This is a genomic window from Prauserella halophila (genome assembly GCF_024171895.1).
In the GTDB taxonomy this organism is placed as follows: domain Bacteria; phylum Actinomycetota; class Actinomycetes; order Mycobacteriales; family Pseudonocardiaceae; genus Prauserella; species Prauserella halophila.
In genome coordinates, this window is sequence record NZ_JAMTCQ010000014.1 from 109,502 (window position 1) to 126,874 (window position 17,373).

The 17,373-nt window shown below is 70.2% G+C and carries 18 protein-coding genes; 12 read left to right on the plus strand and 6 right to left on the minus strand.

Annotated elements, in window-relative coordinates; translation table 11 throughout:
• Positions 1-21: 21 nt before the first annotated feature.
• Positions 22-1,569: a S1C family serine protease gene (locus LY41_RS21375; RefSeq protein ID WP_253865996.1), complete on the plus strand. Its 1,548-nt coding sequence runs from the start codon at positions 22-24 to the stop codon at positions 1,567-1,569.
• Between the two features lie 48 nt (positions 1,570-1,617).
• Complete coding sequence (gene tatB, locus LY41_RS21380) at positions 1,618-2,097, plus strand: Sec-independent protein translocase protein TatB (RefSeq protein WP_253865998.1); 480 nt, start codon at positions 1,618-1,620, stop codon at positions 2,095-2,097.
• 561 nt (positions 2,098-2,658) lie between these two features.
• Here the strand turns inward: tatB and LY41_RS21385 are convergent.
• From LY41_RS21385 to LY41_RS21395, 3 genes are read right to left on the minus strand one after another with little or no spacing between them, the layout of a single operon-like run.
• Complete coding sequence (locus LY41_RS21385) at positions 2,659-3,795, minus strand: Mrp/NBP35 family ATP-binding protein (protein WP_301297471.1); 1,137 nt, start codon at positions 3,793-3,795, stop codon at positions 2,659-2,661.
• 5 nt (positions 3,796-3,800) lie between these two features.
• Positions 3,801-4,343 carry a DUF1003 domain-containing protein gene (locus tag LY41_RS21390; protein WP_253866001.1) on the minus strand — a complete coding sequence of 181 codons (543 nt, stop codon included), beginning with the start codon at positions 4,341-4,343 and terminating at the stop codon, positions 3,801-3,803.
• Entirely contained in the window at positions 4,336-5,754 is a 1,419-nt protein-coding gene (locus LY41_RS21395; protein ID WP_253866003.1) for a magnesium transporter MgtE N-terminal domain-containing protein, read from the minus strand. The genes LY41_RS21390 and LY41_RS21395 overlap by 8 nt, the downstream gene beginning before the upstream one ends.
• Before the next feature lie 304 nt (positions 5,755-6,058).
• Here LY41_RS21395 and LY41_RS21400 point away from each other — a divergent pair, with 304 nt between their 5' ends.
• Entirely contained in the window at positions 6,059-6,580 is a 522-nt protein-coding gene (locus LY41_RS21400) for a YflT domain-containing protein (protein ID WP_253866005.1), read from the plus strand.
• 208 nt (positions 6,581-6,788) lie between these two features.
• Here the strand turns inward: LY41_RS21400 and corA are convergent, their stop codons facing one another.
• Complete coding sequence (corA, locus tag LY41_RS21405) at positions 6,789-7,886, minus strand: magnesium/cobalt transporter CorA (RefSeq protein WP_253866007.1); 1,098 nt, start codon at positions 7,884-7,886, stop codon at positions 6,789-6,791.
• A 521-nt stretch (positions 7,887-8,407) separates the two neighbouring features.
• On the opposite strand from corA, the gene LY41_RS21410 reads away from it, so the two are divergent.
• Entirely contained in the window at positions 8,408-9,517 is a 1,110-nt protein-coding gene (locus LY41_RS21410) for a DUF2332 domain-containing protein (protein WP_253866009.1), read from the plus strand.
• A 55-nt stretch (positions 9,518-9,572) separates the two neighbouring features.
• On the opposite strand, the gene LY41_RS21415 is transcribed toward LY41_RS21410, so the two are convergent.
• On the minus strand, positions 9,573-9,977 hold the full coding sequence (locus LY41_RS21415; protein WP_253866011.1) for an NUDIX hydrolase: 405 nt from the start codon (positions 9,975-9,977) through the stop codon (positions 9,573-9,575).
• A 247-nt stretch (positions 9,978-10,224) separates the two neighbouring features.
• Here LY41_RS21415 and LY41_RS21420 point away from each other — a divergent pair, with 247 nt between their 5' ends.
• The 7 genes from LY41_RS21420 to LY41_RS21450 all read left to right on the plus strand — a co-directional run bounded on the left by LY41_RS21420 (position 10,225) and on the right by LY41_RS21450 (position 15,341).
• Positions 10,225-10,386 (plus strand): hypothetical protein, encoded by a 162-nt coding sequence (locus LY41_RS21420; protein WP_253866013.1) that lies wholly within the window; start codon positions 10,225-10,227, stop codon positions 10,384-10,386.
• 19 nt (positions 10,387-10,405) lie between these two features.
• Positions 10,406-10,966 carry a PH domain-containing protein gene (locus LY41_RS21425; protein ID WP_253866015.1) on the plus strand — a complete coding sequence of 187 codons (561 nt, stop codon included), beginning with the start codon at positions 10,406-10,408 and terminating at the stop codon, positions 10,964-10,966.
• An 88-nt stretch (positions 10,967-11,054) separates the two neighbouring features.
• Complete coding sequence (locus LY41_RS21430; protein ID WP_253866017.1) at positions 11,055-11,927, plus strand: PHP domain-containing protein; 873 nt, start codon at positions 11,055-11,057, stop codon at positions 11,925-11,927.
• Positions 11,928-11,936: 9 nt separating this feature from the next.
• Positions 11,937-12,554 (plus strand): MarC family protein, encoded by a 618-nt coding sequence (locus LY41_RS21435; RefSeq protein WP_253866019.1) that lies wholly within the window; start codon positions 11,937-11,939, stop codon positions 12,552-12,554.
• A gap of 31 nt (positions 12,555-12,585) precedes the next feature.
• Positions 12,586-13,548 carry a RecB family exonuclease gene (locus LY41_RS21440; protein ID WP_253866021.1) on the plus strand — a complete coding sequence of 321 codons (963 nt, stop codon included), beginning with the start codon at positions 12,586-12,588 and terminating at the stop codon, positions 13,546-13,548.
• A gap of 2 nt (positions 13,549-13,550) precedes the next feature.
• On the plus strand, positions 13,551-13,874 hold the full coding sequence (locus tag LY41_RS21445; RefSeq protein WP_253866023.1) for a hypothetical protein: 324 nt from the start codon (positions 13,551-13,553) through the stop codon (positions 13,872-13,874).
• 171 nt (positions 13,875-14,045) lie between these two features.
• A complete protein-coding gene (locus LY41_RS21450) occupies positions 14,046-15,341 on the plus strand; it encodes an NAD(P)/FAD-dependent oxidoreductase (protein WP_253866025.1) in 1,296 nt (431 codons plus the stop codon).
• Positions 15,342-15,365: 24 nt separating this feature from the next.
• On the opposite strand, the gene LY41_RS21455 is transcribed toward LY41_RS21450, so the two are convergent.
• Positions 15,366-16,568: a PucR family transcriptional regulator gene (locus LY41_RS21455; protein ID WP_253866027.1), complete on the minus strand. Its 1,203-nt coding sequence runs from the start codon at positions 16,566-16,568 to the stop codon at positions 15,366-15,368.
• Between the two features lie 175 nt (positions 16,569-16,743).
• Between LY41_RS21455 and LY41_RS21460 the strand changes: the two genes are divergently transcribed.
• On the plus strand, positions 16,744-17,151 hold the full coding sequence (locus LY41_RS21460; protein ID WP_253866029.1) for a hypothetical protein: 408 nt from the start codon (positions 16,744-16,746) through the stop codon (positions 17,149-17,151).
• The last annotated feature ends 222 nt before the right edge of the window (positions 17,152-17,373 follow it).

A 17,373-nucleotide genomic window follows, 5' to 3' on the forward strand; every position in this document is an offset into this window, starting at 1 on the left:
TGAATCGGATGCCGGGGGAAGATGAGCCAGCCACCGACCCCGTCCCACGAGGGCGACGAGGAGCAACGGCTCCGGCCGCGGCCCATCGCGCGCCCGTCCGTGGACTCGGCAGCCGCTTCGGCGTTCGGCAGGCCGCGCGGCGTGGAGGGCTCGTTCGATGCGCTGTCCCACCCCGGATCGGCCACGGGCAACGGCAACGCACCCGGCAACGGGGCTGCGGGCCCCGTGCTCGCACCGCCCACCCCGGAATCGCTGGCCCAGGCGTTCGGCCGCCCTCCCGGCGCGGACGACGTCGTGCTGCAGCGAGCCGACGGCACCGACGGCGGTGAGACGGGCGCGGCCGACACCGACGAGGCTCCGTTGTGGACGTCGGAGGCAGATCCCTGGCGTGACCCCGGCGCGCCCGCCGTGCTCGGCAGGCCCGCCGTCACCGGGTCCGACGCCGGAGCCGAGGCCGCCACGGCACCGGGAGCGCAGCTGAGCCTGCCCGAGGTGCTGTTCGGCAGGCGCGTCAAGCCGGCCGCACTGGCGATACTGGCCGTGATCGCCGTGCTGCTCGGCGGCGCGGGCGGCCTCGTCGGCTGGGCCGTGGCCACCACGGGGGACGAACTCACCGGTGAACTCGACGTCGCCGAGGCCGACGCCGCGAAGGAACGCCCCGCCGGGTCGATCGCCGGTATCGCGAAGCGCGTGGCGCCCGCGGTCGTGTCCCTCGAGGTCACGTCCGGCCGCAGCGGCGGTGTCGGCTCCGGCGTGATGATCGACTCCGACGGCTACGTGCTCACCAACCACCACGTGGTCTCGCAGGCCGCCGAGGCCGACGGCGCCGACATCGCCGCCGTGTTCATCGACGGCACGCGGGCCGGTGCCGAGGTCGTCGGCACGGACCCGAAGACCGACCTCGCGGTCATCAAGGTGAACGTGTCCGACCCCGTCGTGCTCGAGGTCGGCAAGTCCTCCGACATCGCTCCCGGCGACGGCGTCGTGGCCGTCGGATCCCCGTTCGGCCTCGAGAACACCGTCACCGAGGGCATCGTCAGCGCCGTGGGCCGCCCGGTCACCGCCCCCGGCGAGAACGGCGACGCCAACGTCACCTACGACGCCATCCAGACCGATGCCGCGATCAACCCGGGTAATTCCGGAGGCGCGCTCGTCGACTCCCGCGGCGCGCTCGTGGGCATCAACTCGATGATCCGCACCGTCGGTGAAGGCGAGGGTGGCAGCATCGGCCTCGGCTTCGCGATCCCCGTCGACCAGGCCATGCGTATCGCCGAGGACCTGATCAGCGACGGCGAGGTGCAGCACGCCGACATCGGCGTCAACGCCGCGTCGGTGTCGGCCGGCAGCTCGGAGGGCGCTCAGGTGCAGCACGTGCAGGGTCAGGGGCCCGCGGGGAAGGCGGGTGTCCAGGAGGGCGACGTGATCACCAAGGTCGGCGAGCGGCAGGTGCGCAACGCCGCCGAACTCACCGTTGCCGTCCGCGAACACGAGGTCGGCGACACCGTCCCGGTGCGGCTCGTGCGCAGCGGACGAGCACTTACCGTCGATGTCACCCTGGGTTCAGACTGAACCTTGTAGGCTCGGTCACGTCGGCAGTACAAGGCGGAGGTTTCCCAGGTGTTCGAGAGCATTGGCTGGTCCGAGATCCTCGTCATGCTCGTGGCTGCCCTGTTCATCCTCGGTCCCGAGCGGCTGCCGGAGGCAGCGGCGTGGATGGGCCGGTCGGTGCGCAAGGTCCGGGATTTCGCCACCGGCGCCCGGCAGCAGCTCAAAGACGAGATGGGCCCGGAGTACGAGGAGTTCCGCAAGCCCATCGAGGATCTGCGCGGGCTGCGTGACTTCGACCCCAAGCGTGCCGTGACCCAGCACCTGTTCGACGGCGACTCCGATCCGGCAGGCCTGAACAACCTCAACGGCAGCCGCCCCATCGGCGGCGACGGCGCGCAGACCACGCCGAATGCGAGTGACAGGAGCGGCGACACGGGTGGTGCCGGCGTCGGCGGTATCGGCGCCGGAGGTGCGGGAACCGCGGCCAAACCGCGCCAGGATCCGCTCACGTCCGGCGAGAAACCCCCGGTCGACCCGGACGCCACCTGACCTGACCGACGGCCCCACCCCGCGTGTCCTGCACTCGGCCTGCCGAGATTTGTACTCGGACCCGCGTGCTCTGCACTCAGACCCGCCGAGATCTGCACTCGGCCCGCCGTCCGATCCGCTGATCACTCACTCGGGGGACGGCTCGTGCCTGGTGAATCCTACTTTCGTCGGATTCTTCGTCCCGGCGAGGCAACTATCGTCGCGGCTACCGCGTGAGCCTCGCGTCCGGGCCGTCGGCCCCGAACGTGGACCAGGATGGCGGGGCGCTGCACCGTCGGCGGTGATACCGGCTGCCGGACCGGGGATCGGTACCGGCGGGCGGTGTTCCGGCAGGGAACGCATGCGCGGGTCGTGTCCGCGCCGGTGGTCCCGAGGCATCCCTCGCACTGGGGGTGGAGGCCTCGGGATCACGGCTCACGCCGTCGGGCACCGGCGCAGTGGTCGTCGCAGTGGTCGGCGCGGTGACCGAGCGGTCCGTGGGCGCGTCAGCACAGTCACCGCGCGCCCACGGCCGCACGAGTGCGGAACACGCGGTGCCGAGTGCAGGGACACTCGGGTCGGTCAGCTGCCTGCCGGGGAGACGTTCAGCATCATTCCCGCGAGGCCGCGGGCCCGGACCGACAGCTTGTCCGCTGCCGCACGCATGACCTCGGAGGCGGTCGCGTCGGGCGCGGACAGCACGAGCGGCGTACCCGCGTCGCCCTGTTCGCGCAGCCGCGGGTCGAGCGGCACCTGCCCCAGCAGCGGCACCTCGGCGCCGACGGACTTCGACAGCGACTCGGCGACCGTCTGCCCGCCGCCGGAACCGAAGAGCTCCATCGTCGACCCGTCCGGGGCTTCGAACCACGACATGTTCTCGATCACGCCCGCCACGCGCTGCCGCGTCTGCAGCGCGATCGCGCCCGCACGCTCGGCGACCTCCGCCGCAGCCTGTTGCGGCGTGGTGACGACCAGGATCTCGGCGTTCGGGATGAGCTGTGCCACGGAGATCGCGATGTCGCCCGTGCCCGGGGGCAGGTCGATCAGCAGAATGTCGAGGTCACCCCAGAACACGTCCGCGAGGAACTGCTGCAGTGCGCGGTGCAGCATCGGGCCACGCCACACGACCGGGGTGTTGCCGGGCGTGAACATGCCGATCGAGATCACCTTCACGCCCTGCGCCTGCGGCGGCATGATCATCGACTCGACCTTCGTGGGCTTCTCGTCGGCGCCCAGCATGCGGGGCACCGAGTGGCCGTAGATGTCGGCGTCGACGACACCCACCTTGAGCCCGCGCTCGGCCATCGCCGCGGCCATGTTGACGGTGACGCTGGACTTGCCGACCCCGCCCTTGCCGGACGCTACGCAGTACACGCGCGTCATCGAGCCGGGCTGGGCGAACGGGATCACCGGCTCCTCGGCGTCGCCGCGGAGCTGTTTGCGCAGCTCGGTGCGCTGCTCGTCGCTCATGACGTCGAGCTCGACCTGCACCTCGGTCACACCGGGCAACTCGGCCACGGCGGCCTTGGTGTCCTTGGTGATCGTGTCCTTCATCGGACACCCGGCCACCGTGAGGTACACCTCGACGGTGACGACCCCGCCGTCGCCGACGGTGATGTCCTTGACCATGCCGAGCTCGGTGATCGGCTTGTGGATCTCCGGATCCTGCACCGAGTTCAACGCGGTGCGGACGGTCTCGACACTGGGCTGTTCTTGCATGGTGGTCACTGCTCGGGCACCGACCTTCTGTCGCTGGCGGACTGCGGTTGCCTCCCCATGCTACGTGGCGTCCCGTCGAGGTCTTCGCGTAACTTGTCCAGCTCGCTGCGCAGGTAATCCCGGGTCGCGACCTCGCCGACGGCCAGTCGCAGCGCGGCCAGTTCCCGTGCCAGGAACTCGGTGTCGGCCTTCGTCTGTGCGGCGCGGGCCCGGTCCTCCTCGAGCGAGACGCGGTCGCGGTCGTCCTGCCGGTTCTGTGCCAGCAGGATCAACGGGGCCGCATACGCCGCCTGCGTCGAAAAGGCCAGGTTGAGCAGGATGAACGGGTACGGGTCCCAGCGCAGCGTCACTGCGGTGAGGTTCAGCGTGATCCACACGAGCACCGTCAGCGTCTGCCAGAACAGGTAGCGGCCCGTGCCGAGGAACCGGGCGAGTCGTTCGGCCATGCTGCCGAACGACTCCGAGTCCAGGTTCGGCGTGAGGCGCCCGAGCCGGTGCGAGTGCTGCCGGGGCTGGTCGAGACGCCTGCGGCCGGTCGGTTCAGGCATGGTCGTTCTCCGCTGTGGTGCCGGGGGACGCTGCGGTGCCGGGGGACGTCGGCGTGCCGGGGGACACTGCGGTGTCGGGAGGGGCTGCGGTGTCGGGAGGGGACGCGGTGTCGGAGCGGGGATCGGGACCGTCCGGGGCGGCGGGGTCGAGGTCGCGCAGACCGGTCTCGCGCCAGCCGTCGGGCAGCAGGTGGTCGAGCACGTCGTCGACGGTGACGGCGCCGAGCAGGTGATCGCGGGTGTCGACGACCGGTGCGCAAGTGAGGTTGTAGGCGGCGAAGTAGCGGGTCAGCTGCGTGAGCGGGGCGCCCGGCGGCAGTGGCGGCAGGTCCGTGTCGGCGACGGAGGCGACGAGCTCGGCGGGTGGCCTGCGCAGGAGCCGCTGGAAGTGGACACAGCCGATGTAGCGGCCCGTCGGGGTGGCCTGCGGCGGCCGGCACACGAACACCATGCTGGCGAGCGCCGAGGTCAGGTCGGGATTGCGGATGTGGGCCAGCGCTTCGGCGACCGTGGCGTCCGGGGCGAGCACGACCGGTTCCGGGGTCATCAGGCCGCCCGCGGTGTCCGGCGAGTAGGCCAGCAGCCTGCGCACCGGCCCGGATTCGTCGGGGTGCATGAGTTCGAGGAGCCGGGTCTGTTCGGTGGGCCCGAGTTCGGCGAGCAGGTCGGCGGCGTCGTCGGGGCTCATCGCTTCGAGCACGTCGGCCGCGCGTTCGTCGGTGAGGTAGTCGACCAGCTCCTTCTGGTCGTCCTCCGGCAGCTCCTCGATGACGTCGGCGAGCTTCTCGTCGTCCATCGCGTCGGCGACCTCGTGGCGGCGCTTGAGCGGCAGGTCCCGCAGTGTCGCGGCGACGTCGACCGCGCGCATCGTGTCGAACAGCATCAGCAGCTGCCCTGCGCCCTGCGGCTGGGCGCCGAGGTCGGCCAGGCCCAGTCCGGACACGTCGTCCCAGCTCAGCACCTGCAGTTCGCCGCGGCGGCCGGTGAGTTTCAGTGGTGCCGTGCGCTGCCGGACCGCCAGCTTGGCGAGTACCCAGTCGCGCGTGCGGGTCGGTTCCATCGCCGCGTCGACGACCGTGAGCCGCGTGCCCTCCGACGCCAGGTGTGCGCGGGCGTCGAGGAGCTGTCCGAGCACCAGGACTTCGTTGGGCCGCTGGTGGAACCGCCGCATGTTCACCGACCCGGTGGCGAGGGTGACGGCTTTCGATTCGATCGAGGTGACACGCAACATCGGGACGAACACGCGGCGACGGGTCGAGACCTCCACGACCAGGCCCAGCACTCGCGGCGGCTGCCGGTCCAGCCGGAGGCCGGCGACGAGGTCGCGCACCTTGCCGATCGACTCGCCGTCGGGCCCGAAGACCGGTAGTCCTGCCAGCTGAGCTGCGAAAACCCGGTTGACGGCCGCCATGGGCCCAGCGTAGGCGTGCCGTGGCCACCCTGCCCACCGATGATCACCACACGGCGCGTCGCGGAGCGGTGTCCGGTGATCATCGCTCCGCCGAGGGACGTATGGTTGTGGTGGGTCCTGTCGGCGTGAGCAGGCATGACGGCAGATCGCCGCGGGTATCCGGGCATGTGGGTCGCTGCCTACAGTGCTGACAACGCAGAGCAGCCGAGAAGCTGACAACGCAGAGCAGTCGAAAGCACAGCAGAGCAGCCGAAAGCACAGCAGAGCAGTCGAAAGCACAGCAGAGCAGTCGAAAGCACAGGTGATGATCGTGACCGGTCCACTGTCGTCAGGCCGTCAGGCGCCGGGGCAGCCGCGGCTTCCCACTCCGCCGACCGGGTGGCCGATCGGTTCGTACAACACCTACGAGGAGGCACAGCGCGCCGTCGACCACCTCGCCGATAACGACTTCGCCGTGCGCGACGTCACGATCGTCGGGGTCGACCTGATGCTCGTGGAACGCGTGATCGGGCGGTTGTCGTGGGGGCGCGTGCTCGGGACCGGCGCGGCGTCCGGCGCGTGGTTCGGTTTGTTCGTCGGTCTGTTGCTGAGCATGTTCAGCAACGCGGAGGGGATGGCGCTGGCGCCGATCCTCATCGGACTTCTCGTCGGTATCGGTTTCGGTGTCGCGTTCGCGGCGGTGAGCTACGCCTCGACCCGTGGTCGCCGGGATTTCTCGTCGTCGAGTCAGCTGGTGGCCGGTCGCTACGACGTGCTGTGCCAGCCGCGCAACGCCGAGCAGGGGCGCGACATGCTCGCCAAGCTGAGCATGGGCACCCACGGCTGACCTGCCCGGCGACCGCGGGCGTGGTTCAGTGCGTCACCGCGGCGGCGTCGGGGTTCACCGCGATGAACGCGATGACCAGGACGAGCCAGGCGATGCCGAGCGTGACGCCCCAGAACTTCAGGTCGGTGAGCTTGCGGATCATGACGTCTCCCCATGAATGATCGGTCGAAACCGGACGGTGCCCCTCAGCGCCGGCTCGAGCGGGTGCTCAGAGCCAGCGGTTCTTCCGGAATATTCGATAGAGCAGCAGGCAGAGGCCGAGAATGATCGCGAGTACGAGCGGATAGCCGTACTTGAAGTTCACCTCCGGCATGTACTCGAAGTTCATGCCGTAGATGCCCGCGATGGCGGTCGGCACGGCGATGATCGCCGCCCAGGCGGTGATCTTGCGCATGTCCGAGTTCAGCTGCAGCGTGATCTTCCCCAGCGTGGCGTCGACCAGTGTGGTCAGCAGCTCGTCGAATGATTCGACGCGTTCGGCGACCGTCGTGACGTGGTCGTGCACGTTGCGGAAGTACGAGCGCACGTCCTCGGGCACGAGCCGGGTGTAGCCCTCGGAGAGCCTGCGCAGCGGCGTCGCCAGCGGTGAGACCGCACGCCGCAGCTCCAGCACCTCACGTTTGAACAGGTAGATCTGCTCCGACGTGACGTTGCTGCGCGGGGCGAACACCTCGGACTCCATCTCGTCGATGTCGTCCTCGATCTTGTCGGTGACGTCGAGGAAGTGGTCGACGACGTGGTCGGCGATCGCGTGCAGGACGTCGGCCGGCCCGTTCTGCAGCCGTTCCGGATCGGCGTCCAGCTCGCGCCGCAACTGCGCCAGTCCGATGTGGTTCCCGTGCCGCACCGTGATGATGAAGTGCTTGCCCAGGAACGCCATGAGCTCGCCGGATTCGACGATCTCGTTGGCCGTCGTCGGCGAGGAGTGCTCGACGTAGCGCACGGTGCGGAACACCATGAACAACGTGTCGTCGTAGCGTTCGAGCTTCGGGCGCTGGTGGGCGTGCACGGCGTCCTCGACGGCGAGCTCGTGCAGGCCGAACGTCTCGGCGATGCCCTGGATCTGGGGTTCGGTCGGCTCGTGGAGGCCGATCCACACGAAGCCGTCGTCGCGGTCGCGGACCTCGTTGATCGCCTCTTCGTGCGTCCAGGTTCCGGGCTTGCGCTCGCCGCCGATGTAGACGCCGCAGTCGACGACGGACGCCGACAGCGGCTGCGGCCGGCGCTGCGGTGCCGGCGCCGGTGTGCGGCGGCCGCCTTTGCCGCCGCGGCCTCGCAGGCTGCCGAAGGAGGGGATCGCAGGCATGGCTTCTCCAGGCTGGGTGTCGCCGGATCATCACTGAGGTGCCCGGGCGAACCGGTGTGCTGCCGGCTCGCGTGGGCCGATACTCATGACCGCTTCCGCGCTGGAACGAAGGATGGCCCGCGGCGAGCGGAGGCTCGCCGCCTACGACCCCTGGCGCATGCCGCTCACGGCAAGGGGAGTGCGGTGTCCGACACCGTCGAAGACCGCCGCTCGCCGGAGGGTCAGGCTGATTCGGACCGGCGTGAGGAAGCGGTGCCCGTACTGAGCGGGCTGGGGGTACTGAGCGGATTCGACGTACTGGGCGGATTCGACGTACTGGACGGACTGTCGTCACTGCTCATCTGCATCCCTCACCTCCTCCGGCCGGCCTGCGCGCGACGTGGTGTTGCTCGCGTTGACGCATCGTGCGCCGATGGTCAAGGGTACCCCTAAGGTTGTCTCGCACCATCGCTGGGGGATCTTCGAGGAGGGCTCTGACGTGCGGTTCGGATCGTGGGTACTGGTCGGGTTGGAGCGGTTGCATGGTTGACACGGATGCGGCCAAGGAACGCCTGCGCCGGTTCGCCGAGCACGAAGCGGCCGGAATCTCGCCGCTGTACTCCCATCTCGCGGGCTGCGCCGCCACCGACGACGACGTCGCCGCGCTGCTGTCGGAGGCGGGTACCGGCGGCGACGCGCACCCGACGCTGTTGCTGGCGGCGGCCCACCGGCTGATCCAGGCGGAACCGATCCATCCGCTGTCGCGGTACTACCCGTCGCTCGGCGGGATGGACGGCGTGGACGCCGCGACGTGGCCCGAGTTCCGCACGTTCCTGCTCGAGCGCAGCGAGCGGGTGAAGGAACTCCTCCGCACGCGGTTCACCCAGACCAACGAGGTCAACCGCGCCGCCGTGCTGTACCCGGCCGTGACGCGCGCGGCGAAGCAGGCCAAGGGCAAGGTCGGCCTGCTCGAGGTCGGCTGCAGCGCGGGGTTGATGCTGGGTATGGACCGGTACGCCTACCAGTACCGGTTGCCGGGCGGGGAACAGCTCACCGCCGGGCCGAAGAAGACGCCCGTGGGACTGCACTGCGCCGTCGAACTCGCCGAAGGGGCGGAGCCGCCGACCGTTCCCACCAAGCTGAACGTCGGCGCGAAGGTCGGCCTGGATCGCAACCCGGTCGATGCGCAGGACGACGAGGAGCTCGCGTGGCTCGAGGCGTGTGTCTGGGCCGATCAGCCGGACCGGATCCGCATGCTGCGCACCGCCGCGGCCGCACAGGCCAAGGACGTGCCGGACCTCGTCACGGGCGACGCCGTCGACGAGTTGCCCCTGGCGGCCGGGCGGGTACCCGAGGAGCTGCCGCTCGTCGTCTTCACGAGTCACGTGCTGATGTACATGGCCGCCGAGCGACGCGATGCGCTCCTCACTGCGATGGGTGAACTCGCCGGGCGGCGGCCGTTGTGGTGGGTGTCGCTCGAGCCGTACGAGGCGGGCCTCGACGCGGTCCTGCCGGGCCGGGACGATGTGGCGTACCGCACCACGGCCCGTCCCACTCTCGGTCTTGTGACCTGGAAAAACGGCACGCCGAACGGGCAGGCGCTCGCGCTCGCCGACCCGCACGGCCAGCGGATGACCTGGCTCGGTGCGTGAGGCGCCGCCCGCTCCGGGCGCCGGCGGCGATCGCCATGACACCCGTCACAACTCCTTACGGAGAGTCGTGAGGCAGAACACCCCATTCACGTAGCGTGTCCATCAGGGTATCCGTCAGCTCGCCGTGAACGTCCATTCGGGTGATCTCGGTGTGGTCGACCCAGCGGGCGTCGGAGGCGTCGTCACCCGGGGTCAGTCGTCCGCTGCGGACGCCGCAGCGGTAGTCGTTGATCAGGTACGGCTCGCGCGTGATGCTGCCGACGAGTGCGCCGGCCTCGACGGTCAACCCGGTCTCCTCGGCGAGTTCACGCACCACCGCGGCGTGGTCCGTCTCGCCCGGTTCGACGCGCCCTCCCGGTAGTGACCAGCGGTCCCGGCCGGGATCGTTGACTCGCCGGATGAGCAGCAGCCTGCCCGCGGCATCGTGCACGATGCCGCCGACACACCGGATGTGATCCATGACCGCCCCGCCTTTCGCTGCCTCGTCTCCCGTCGCGCGGGACCGCCGCGCGACGGCGTTCCGGCGGTACGGAATCGGCCGCCCCTGCGATTACAATGGGTAGCCATCGCGCTACGATCGCCGTGCGTACTGCCCCAAGCGCAGGACTTACCTCCCGTAGCGATAGGTAGTGCGGTACAAACTTAGTGGCACCTCACCCAACAGGTCCAAGCAACTGGTCTGCACTCGAGAGACGGGATTGATCGCCGTGAACGCGAAGAAGCTCGCAGGAATTGCCGCTGTCGCGTTGGTTCTGTTCTTCGTGATCGCGCAGCCAGGTCAAGCTGCGGGTTTTGTCAACAACATCATCGGTTCCCTGCGTGACGCCGCCGAAGCCGTGATCACGTTCGTCAGCAACATCTTCAGCTGACGCGCGTTACCCTCGGTCTATGTTCGCGCCACGCGACCCGGACGAGTACCTCCTCGACACCGAGCGACGGGTGATCCGCATCCGACGCCACTGGGCGTGTCTCGGGTGGAACGTCTTCGAGGCCATCGCCATGATCGCGATCTGTGTGATGATCTCGTACATCCTCCCGCCGTCGATGTGGGTCGTGCAGAACCTGCTCTGGTACGCCGCGCTCGGCGTTGTGCTCTGGTTCGCGTACAAGGTCGTCGAGTGGTGGGTCGAACGGCTCGTCGTGACCGACAAGCGGTTCATCATGACCACCGGCGTCTGGACCACGAAGGTGCTGATGATGCCGATCACCAAGGTCACCGACCTGACCTATGAGCGGACCTTCGGTGGGCGCATCTTCGGCTACGGCACCACGGTCATCGAATCCGCCGGTCAGATCCAGGCTCTGAACAGGATCCGGTACCTGCCCGCGCCCGAGGACTTCTACGACACGATCTCGGAGCTCGTCTTCGGCGACAAGCAGAAGCAGGCCGAGCGGTTCTCCATGATCAAGGCTCAGCGCGCTGCGCGGGGCAAGAAGGTCCGCGGCTGAACCGAGGGATCTCCTCGGGTGCGCGATCGCGCACCGCTGACCGCTCCGCGGCGCCTGCCGTGGGCTCGCCACGCGTGCGTGTTGGACAATGGTCGCCGTGCGCATCGACCTGCATACCCACTCCACCGTCTCCGACGGCACGGACGACCCGGGCGAGCTCGTGGCCGAGGCGGCCGCCGCCGGGCTCGGTGTCGTGGCACTGACCGACCACGACACGACCGCGGGCTGGCGGCCTGCCGCCGACGCGCTGCCGTCGGGGATGCGGCTCGTGCCAGGGGCGGAGCTGTCGTGCGAATCCGACGACGGCCGAGGTGGGCGGGTCAGCGTGCACCTGCTGGCCTACCTGTTCGACCCCGAGGCACCTGCGCTCGTGGCCGAGCAACGGCGGCTGCGGGAGCAGCGGCGGTCGCGGCTGCGGACGATCGCCGACCGGATGGCCGCCGACGGGCTGCCGGTGGACGCCGACGAGATCCTGGCCGGGCTCGGTCCGGACGCTCCGGCGGGCAGGCCGCATCTGGCACAGGCGCTCGTGCGGGCGGGGTTGTGCGCCACGGTCGACGAGGCCTTCGCGAGCTATCTGGTCGGCGGCCGCGGGTACTCGGTGCCGCGACGGGACACTCCGGTCGAACATGCTATCGACATGATTACCGAGGCCGGCGGCGTGACGGTGCTGGCACATCCGTTCGCGTTCCGGCGCGGTCCGACCGTGACGGCCGACGTCGTCGAGACGCTGGCGCGCCGCGGGCTGACCGGCGTCGAGGTCGACCACCCCAATCACGACGAGCGCACCCGCGGTGAGCTGCGTGCGCTCGGGAAGGACCTCGGCCTCGTGCGCACCGGCTCGAGCGATTATCACGGCACGAACAAGTCGATCCGGATCGGCCAGGAGGTCACGCCACCGGAGGAGTTCGATGCCCTGGTCGCGCAGGCCACGGGCGCCGGCGTCGTGGTCGGCGGCTGAGGCGGGCGGATGGACTACTTCAACCTGACGATCTTCGTCGAAGCACTCATCACGCTCGTGGTCATCATGGACCCGCCGGGCACGGTGCCGGTGTTCCTGAGCCTCGTGGGCCGCAAACAGCCACGGGCGCGGGCGCGGGCGGCGTTGCAGGCCGTACTGGTGTCCTTCCTGGTCGTGGCGCTGTTCGCGGTCGCAGGACAGGCGATCCTCGCTTATCTCGGTATCGGCATCCCGGCGCTGCAGGGCGCCGGCGGGCTGCTCCTGCTGCTCATCGCGCTGGAACTGCTCACCACCAAGGGCGGCAACGAACCCGAGGCGGCCGAGGACGTCAACGTCGCACTGGTGCCGCTGGGGACACCGCTGCTGGCCGGGCCGGGTGCGATCGCGGCGACGATCGTGTTCGTCCGCGAAGCCGACGGCGATCCCGGCGGATACCTCGCGCTGGCGTGCGCCATCGTGGCCGTCCACGTGATCCTGTGGGCGTGTATGCGCTACTCCGGTGTGCTGATCAAGGTGCTGCGGGAGAGCGGTATCACGTTGCTCGCGAAGATCGCCGGTCTGCTGCTGGCCGCGATCGCGGTGCAGCTCGTGGCCGATTCGATCCGCGGCTTCATCACCGGCGCGTGAGGTGTCGGGGACCGGCGGTACCGTGCGCGGAATGGAGCAACTGGGGTTCGACTTCGGCGTGTCGCCGCGTCGCCTGATGAAGGTGACGCCGGCGCGGTTGTCGACGTTCGACGACTGTCCGCGCCGGTACCGGCTGGCCTACGTCGACCGGCCCACCCCGCAGCGCACCGGGCCGTGGGCGCACAGCACGCTCGGCGCGGTGGTGCACAACGCCCTGCGCGCGCTGTTCGACCTGCCCGCCGCCGAGCGCACGCCGGCGCGTGCCGCTGCGCTCGTGGGGCAGCATTGGAAGGATGCCGGGTTCGCCGACCCCGAGCAGGCCGCGGAGTATCGGCGGCTCGCGAAGGACTGGGCCGCCCGTTACGTGGCCGAACAGGACCTGAGCGACGATCCCCGCGGAGTCGAGCGGTGGGTCTCGGCGCCGGCGGCAGGCGGTGACGGACCGGCGTCGATGATCGTGGAAGGCCGCGCGGACCGGATCGACGAGCGCGACGGCGAGCTCGTGGTCGTCGACTACAAGACCGGCAGGCGGCCGCCCGACGAGCACGAGGCGCGCTCGTCGCAAGCGCTTGCGCTGTATGCCGTCGCGGCCGAACGGACGTTGCACACCTCGTGCCGGCACGTCGAGCTGCACCACCTGCCGAGCGGCACGGTGGCGGCCGCCGAGCACACGTCCGACAGCCTGCGCCGGCAGCTCACCCGCGCCGAGGAGACCGCCACCGAGCTGCAGCAGGCCACGGACGAGCTGGCCGACGGCGGCGACCCGGACGAGCTGTTTCCCGCACGGACCGGTCGCCGCTGCTGCTGGTGCGACTTCCGGCCGAGCTGTCCGGCAGGACAGCAGGCGGGACCGGCGGCGCGGTCGTGGGACCTGCTCGCCCCGCTCCCCGGGACCACCGCCGACGGCGACCCGGCCGGCGGCGGTCAGGTCGGTGGCGGTCACGCTGGTGGCGGTCAAGCCGGTGGCGCCGGGCACCGGGCAGGACGAGTATGACCATGGCCACCGATCGCACCGAACCACTGGAGACGCCCGTGACCGAGCAGAATGCAGTGGGCACGGGTGGCCGCGTGTGGCGGGGCCTCACCGGCTCGGTCGCCGCGGGGTTCGCGTTGCTGGCGGCCGTGGTGCTGGTGGTGGCGCTGGTCAGCGACAGCGGGCCCGGCACCGCGGTCGCTGTGTGGCACGTGCTCGGTGCGCTGGCGGCACTCGCCCTGCAGGTCCTGCTGGTCGACCGGGGACGGGGCCCGGTCGCCGGGCTGGCGGGTGCCGGTGTGGTCGGCCTCGCCGGTGCCGTGTTGTGGACCTGCTGGTGGGCGTGAGGCGGGTCGGACAGTGCTGCGAACGCGGACAGGAAGAACGTGCGTCGAACGTGCCGTCGGCACAGCAGGTCGGTCGGGCTTCGCGAGCACACGACATCTGTCGTATCAGACGGTGGCGGTGTTCGGCGTCGGGCGGATGTACGGGCAGGGTGAGCTGACCAGACTGGGCGCATGAACGTGGATGTCGTCGTCGGAGCCGGCGTGATCGGAGCGTCGATCGCGCTCGAACTCGCCCGTTCCGGCCGGGAGGTGCTCGTCGTCGACAAGGCGAGCGGGGTGGGGCACGGCTCGACGAGCTCGTCGAGCGCGGTGGTGCGGTTCAACTTCTCCACCCGTGCCGGCGTCGCCACGGCCTGGGAGGCCCAGCACCGCTGGCAGCACTGGGGTGAGCACCTCGGATGCGATGTCGGCGAGACGGTCCGTTTCGAGCGTTGCGGGCTCGCGATGCTCGACGTGGAACTCGCGCCCCGTGCCGGGTACGTGCGCCTGTTCGACGACGTCGGCGTGCCCTACGAGGAGTGGGACAGCGCCACCCTGCGGGGCCGGATCCCGGGTATCGACGCCGGCCGGCACTGGCCGCCCAAGCGCATCGACGACGAGCGGTTCTGGGACGAGCCGAGGGGCGAACTGGGTGCGGTGTACACACCGGACGCGGGCTACGTCGGCGATCCGCAGCTCGCCGCCCAGAACCTGGCCACGGCTGCGGCCCACCACGGTGCGCAGTTCCGGCTCCGCACCGCCGTGGTCGGGCTTGACACCGAAAGCGGACGGGTGACCGGCGTCCGGCTCGACGACGGCAGCACCGTCCCGTGCCGCACCGTGGTCAACGCGGCCGGGCCGTGGTCGGGAGCGCTCAACGGGCTGGCCGGTGTCGGCTCGGACTTCACGATCGGCGTGCGCCCATTGCGACAGGAGGTGGCGTACGCCACCGCGCCGGCCGGATTCGCCCCGGCCGGTTCACCCGGCATCAGCATCGCCGACATGGACCTCGGCACGTACATGCGGGGCGAGGCCGGAGGTGGCCTGTTGATCGGGGGCACCGAACCCGAGTGCGATCCTCTGGACTGGCTCGACGATCCCGACGAGGCGCACCCCCACGCCACGGCAGCTGTGTTCGATGCGCAGGTGACGCGGGCGGCCCGGCGCCTGACCGAACTGGCCGTCCCGAGCCGGCCCCGCGGTGTGGTGGGCGTCTACGACGTCGCCGACGACTGGGCCCCGATCTACGACCGCACCGAGCTGGACGGCTTCTACGTCGCGATCGGCACCAGCGGCAACCAGTTCAAGAACGCGCCGCTGGCCGGGGAATTCCTGGCCGCGATCATCGAACAGGTCGAGAGTGGACGCAACCACGACGCCGATCCGGTGCAGTTCCGGGGGCAGTACACCAGCCAGACGATCGACCTGGGCGCCTTCTCCCGGCGCCGCAAGGTCGCCACCGGGACCTCCGGCACGGTGATGGGCTAGGACGGGCGTCCGGGTCGGACGTTCTCAGGTCTGACGCCGGTATGCCGCGGCGAGAGCGCGCAGCTTCACCCCCAGGTGCAGTGTCAGCCAGTCGTCTCCGCGGCCCAGCCGGTAGCCGGTGTGCGTCTCGATGCGCTTGAGGCGGTGGTAGAGGGTTGCGCGGTGCACGCACAGCAGATCGGCGGTACGGCGGACGTCGCCCGCGTGGTCGAAGAACGCCTCGAGCGTGTCGATCAGCACACCGTGCGGATCGCGGCGTTCCAGCTCGGCCAGGGCGGGTACCTGCGAGGCGAGCAGGAGATCCTCGACCGGAAGCCGGAGCAGGACCTCGTAGGGGCCCAACTCGCCCCACCGGGCCACGGTGTCGACCGAGGGCACGAGCAGGGCGGCACGGGCAGCCAGGAACGCGTGGCGATGGGAGTCCACCACGGACTCGAGGTCCTCGACCGAGGAGCCGACGCCGATCACCACCCGTGCCCCGTCACCGGCCAGGGACCGGAACCGGGCGAGGATCCGGCTGCTGAGGGCGTCGACCGGCACCTCGCTCGGGCGTGCGGCGTAGAGGATCCAGGCCCTCGAACGGTTCGTCACGGTGAGGGCAACGTCGTCGCGGGCGCGCACGCCCTCCTCAACGGCGGACTCGAGCGCGACGGCCGACGCGTCGTCACCTCCCTCGACCTGGACGCCCAGGACGAGAAACGACGTGCGGCGATCGGAGAACGGGTTCTCCGCACGCAGGTTCTCGGCGGCACGGACGCGGGCCGAACGGTCGGACGAGACCAGTTCGCGCAGGAACGTCTCGTGGCGCGCCTTGGAGCGCTCGTGCAGGATCAGTCGCCGGTAGAGCACGACCCCGGCCCTGGCGGCGGCGTCCTCGGTCAACGCGATCTTGTCCGGGGCGAGCGTGCCGGCAGTGTCGATCAGCCACAGGTAGCCCAGCAGCAGACCGTTGCAACGCACCGGAGCGCACAGCCTGGGCAGCGTGTTCTCGGCCGGGATGACCACGTGTCCCGGCCGCGTCCAGGTCGCGATACCGTGACCGAGCACCTCCTCGGTGAGGTCGGGGCTCACCGACCGGTTGAGGACCGAGGTCACCCGTACCGGGTCCTCGTCCCCGAAGTGCCGGCTCGCGGCCAGCAGGCGGATCGCCGGATCGTCGATCGCGACCGATCTCTGCAGCCGCTGGGCGAGTTCGTCGACGATCTCCTGCAGGCCGTCGTCCGCCATTGGCGCGATCCTCCGTCCACGTCGGCACGGTCATCGTGCCGGCTGACCCGAGTTTGACAGATGGCGCACCGCCAGCGCGGTATCGGCGACATCCGGCTCTCCTCCTGCGCCGATCCTGCTCATGGTGTGCAGGATCGGCGCAGGGGTTCTCGGCGGGGGCGAGTACACCGGCGCGTTGACGTTCGGGCTCGAGCACGCGCCGCGTCGGCGCCGTGCGTTCTTCACGGCGCTGGTCGGCAGCTCGACGATGCCCGGTGTCAACGAACTCGCCCAGGACCGTACGAACCGACGCCGCTCGCTGAGCGGACTGCTGCGCGAGTACTGGCGGATGATGCCGGGCCGGCCACTCGGTGTGCTCGGCGAGCGCGACCTCCTTGTCGGTGGCCCAACCGTGGTCGTTGCCCGGTGGCCAGTCGACCGCCGCCTCTGTCGTCGGTTCCCCGGGGTGCAACCAGACCCGGTTCGACAGGTCGATCGCATCGCCTTCGATCGCGGCGAAGAAGAACCCGCTGGAGTCGGGCAACCAGTGCGCGCTGCCGTCGGCACACACCCCCACCGCGAGGATGATCCGGCCGTTCGGTGACGGGGAGATCCAGGAGACGAACGGCAGCCGGTCCGGCTTCTCGATGACCGGGTCGAAGAGCACCCGTCCGGTCCCGCACGACACGCCCGCCCTGCACGACGGGCGCGACGGCGCCCGGATCGGCGAACAGCTTCGGGTTCTCCAGCGGGTTGCCGACGTCCGCGATCCGGCCGTCCTCGACGAGTACGGCCCGGCCGTTCTGTGGGTCACGACCCGTGCCGT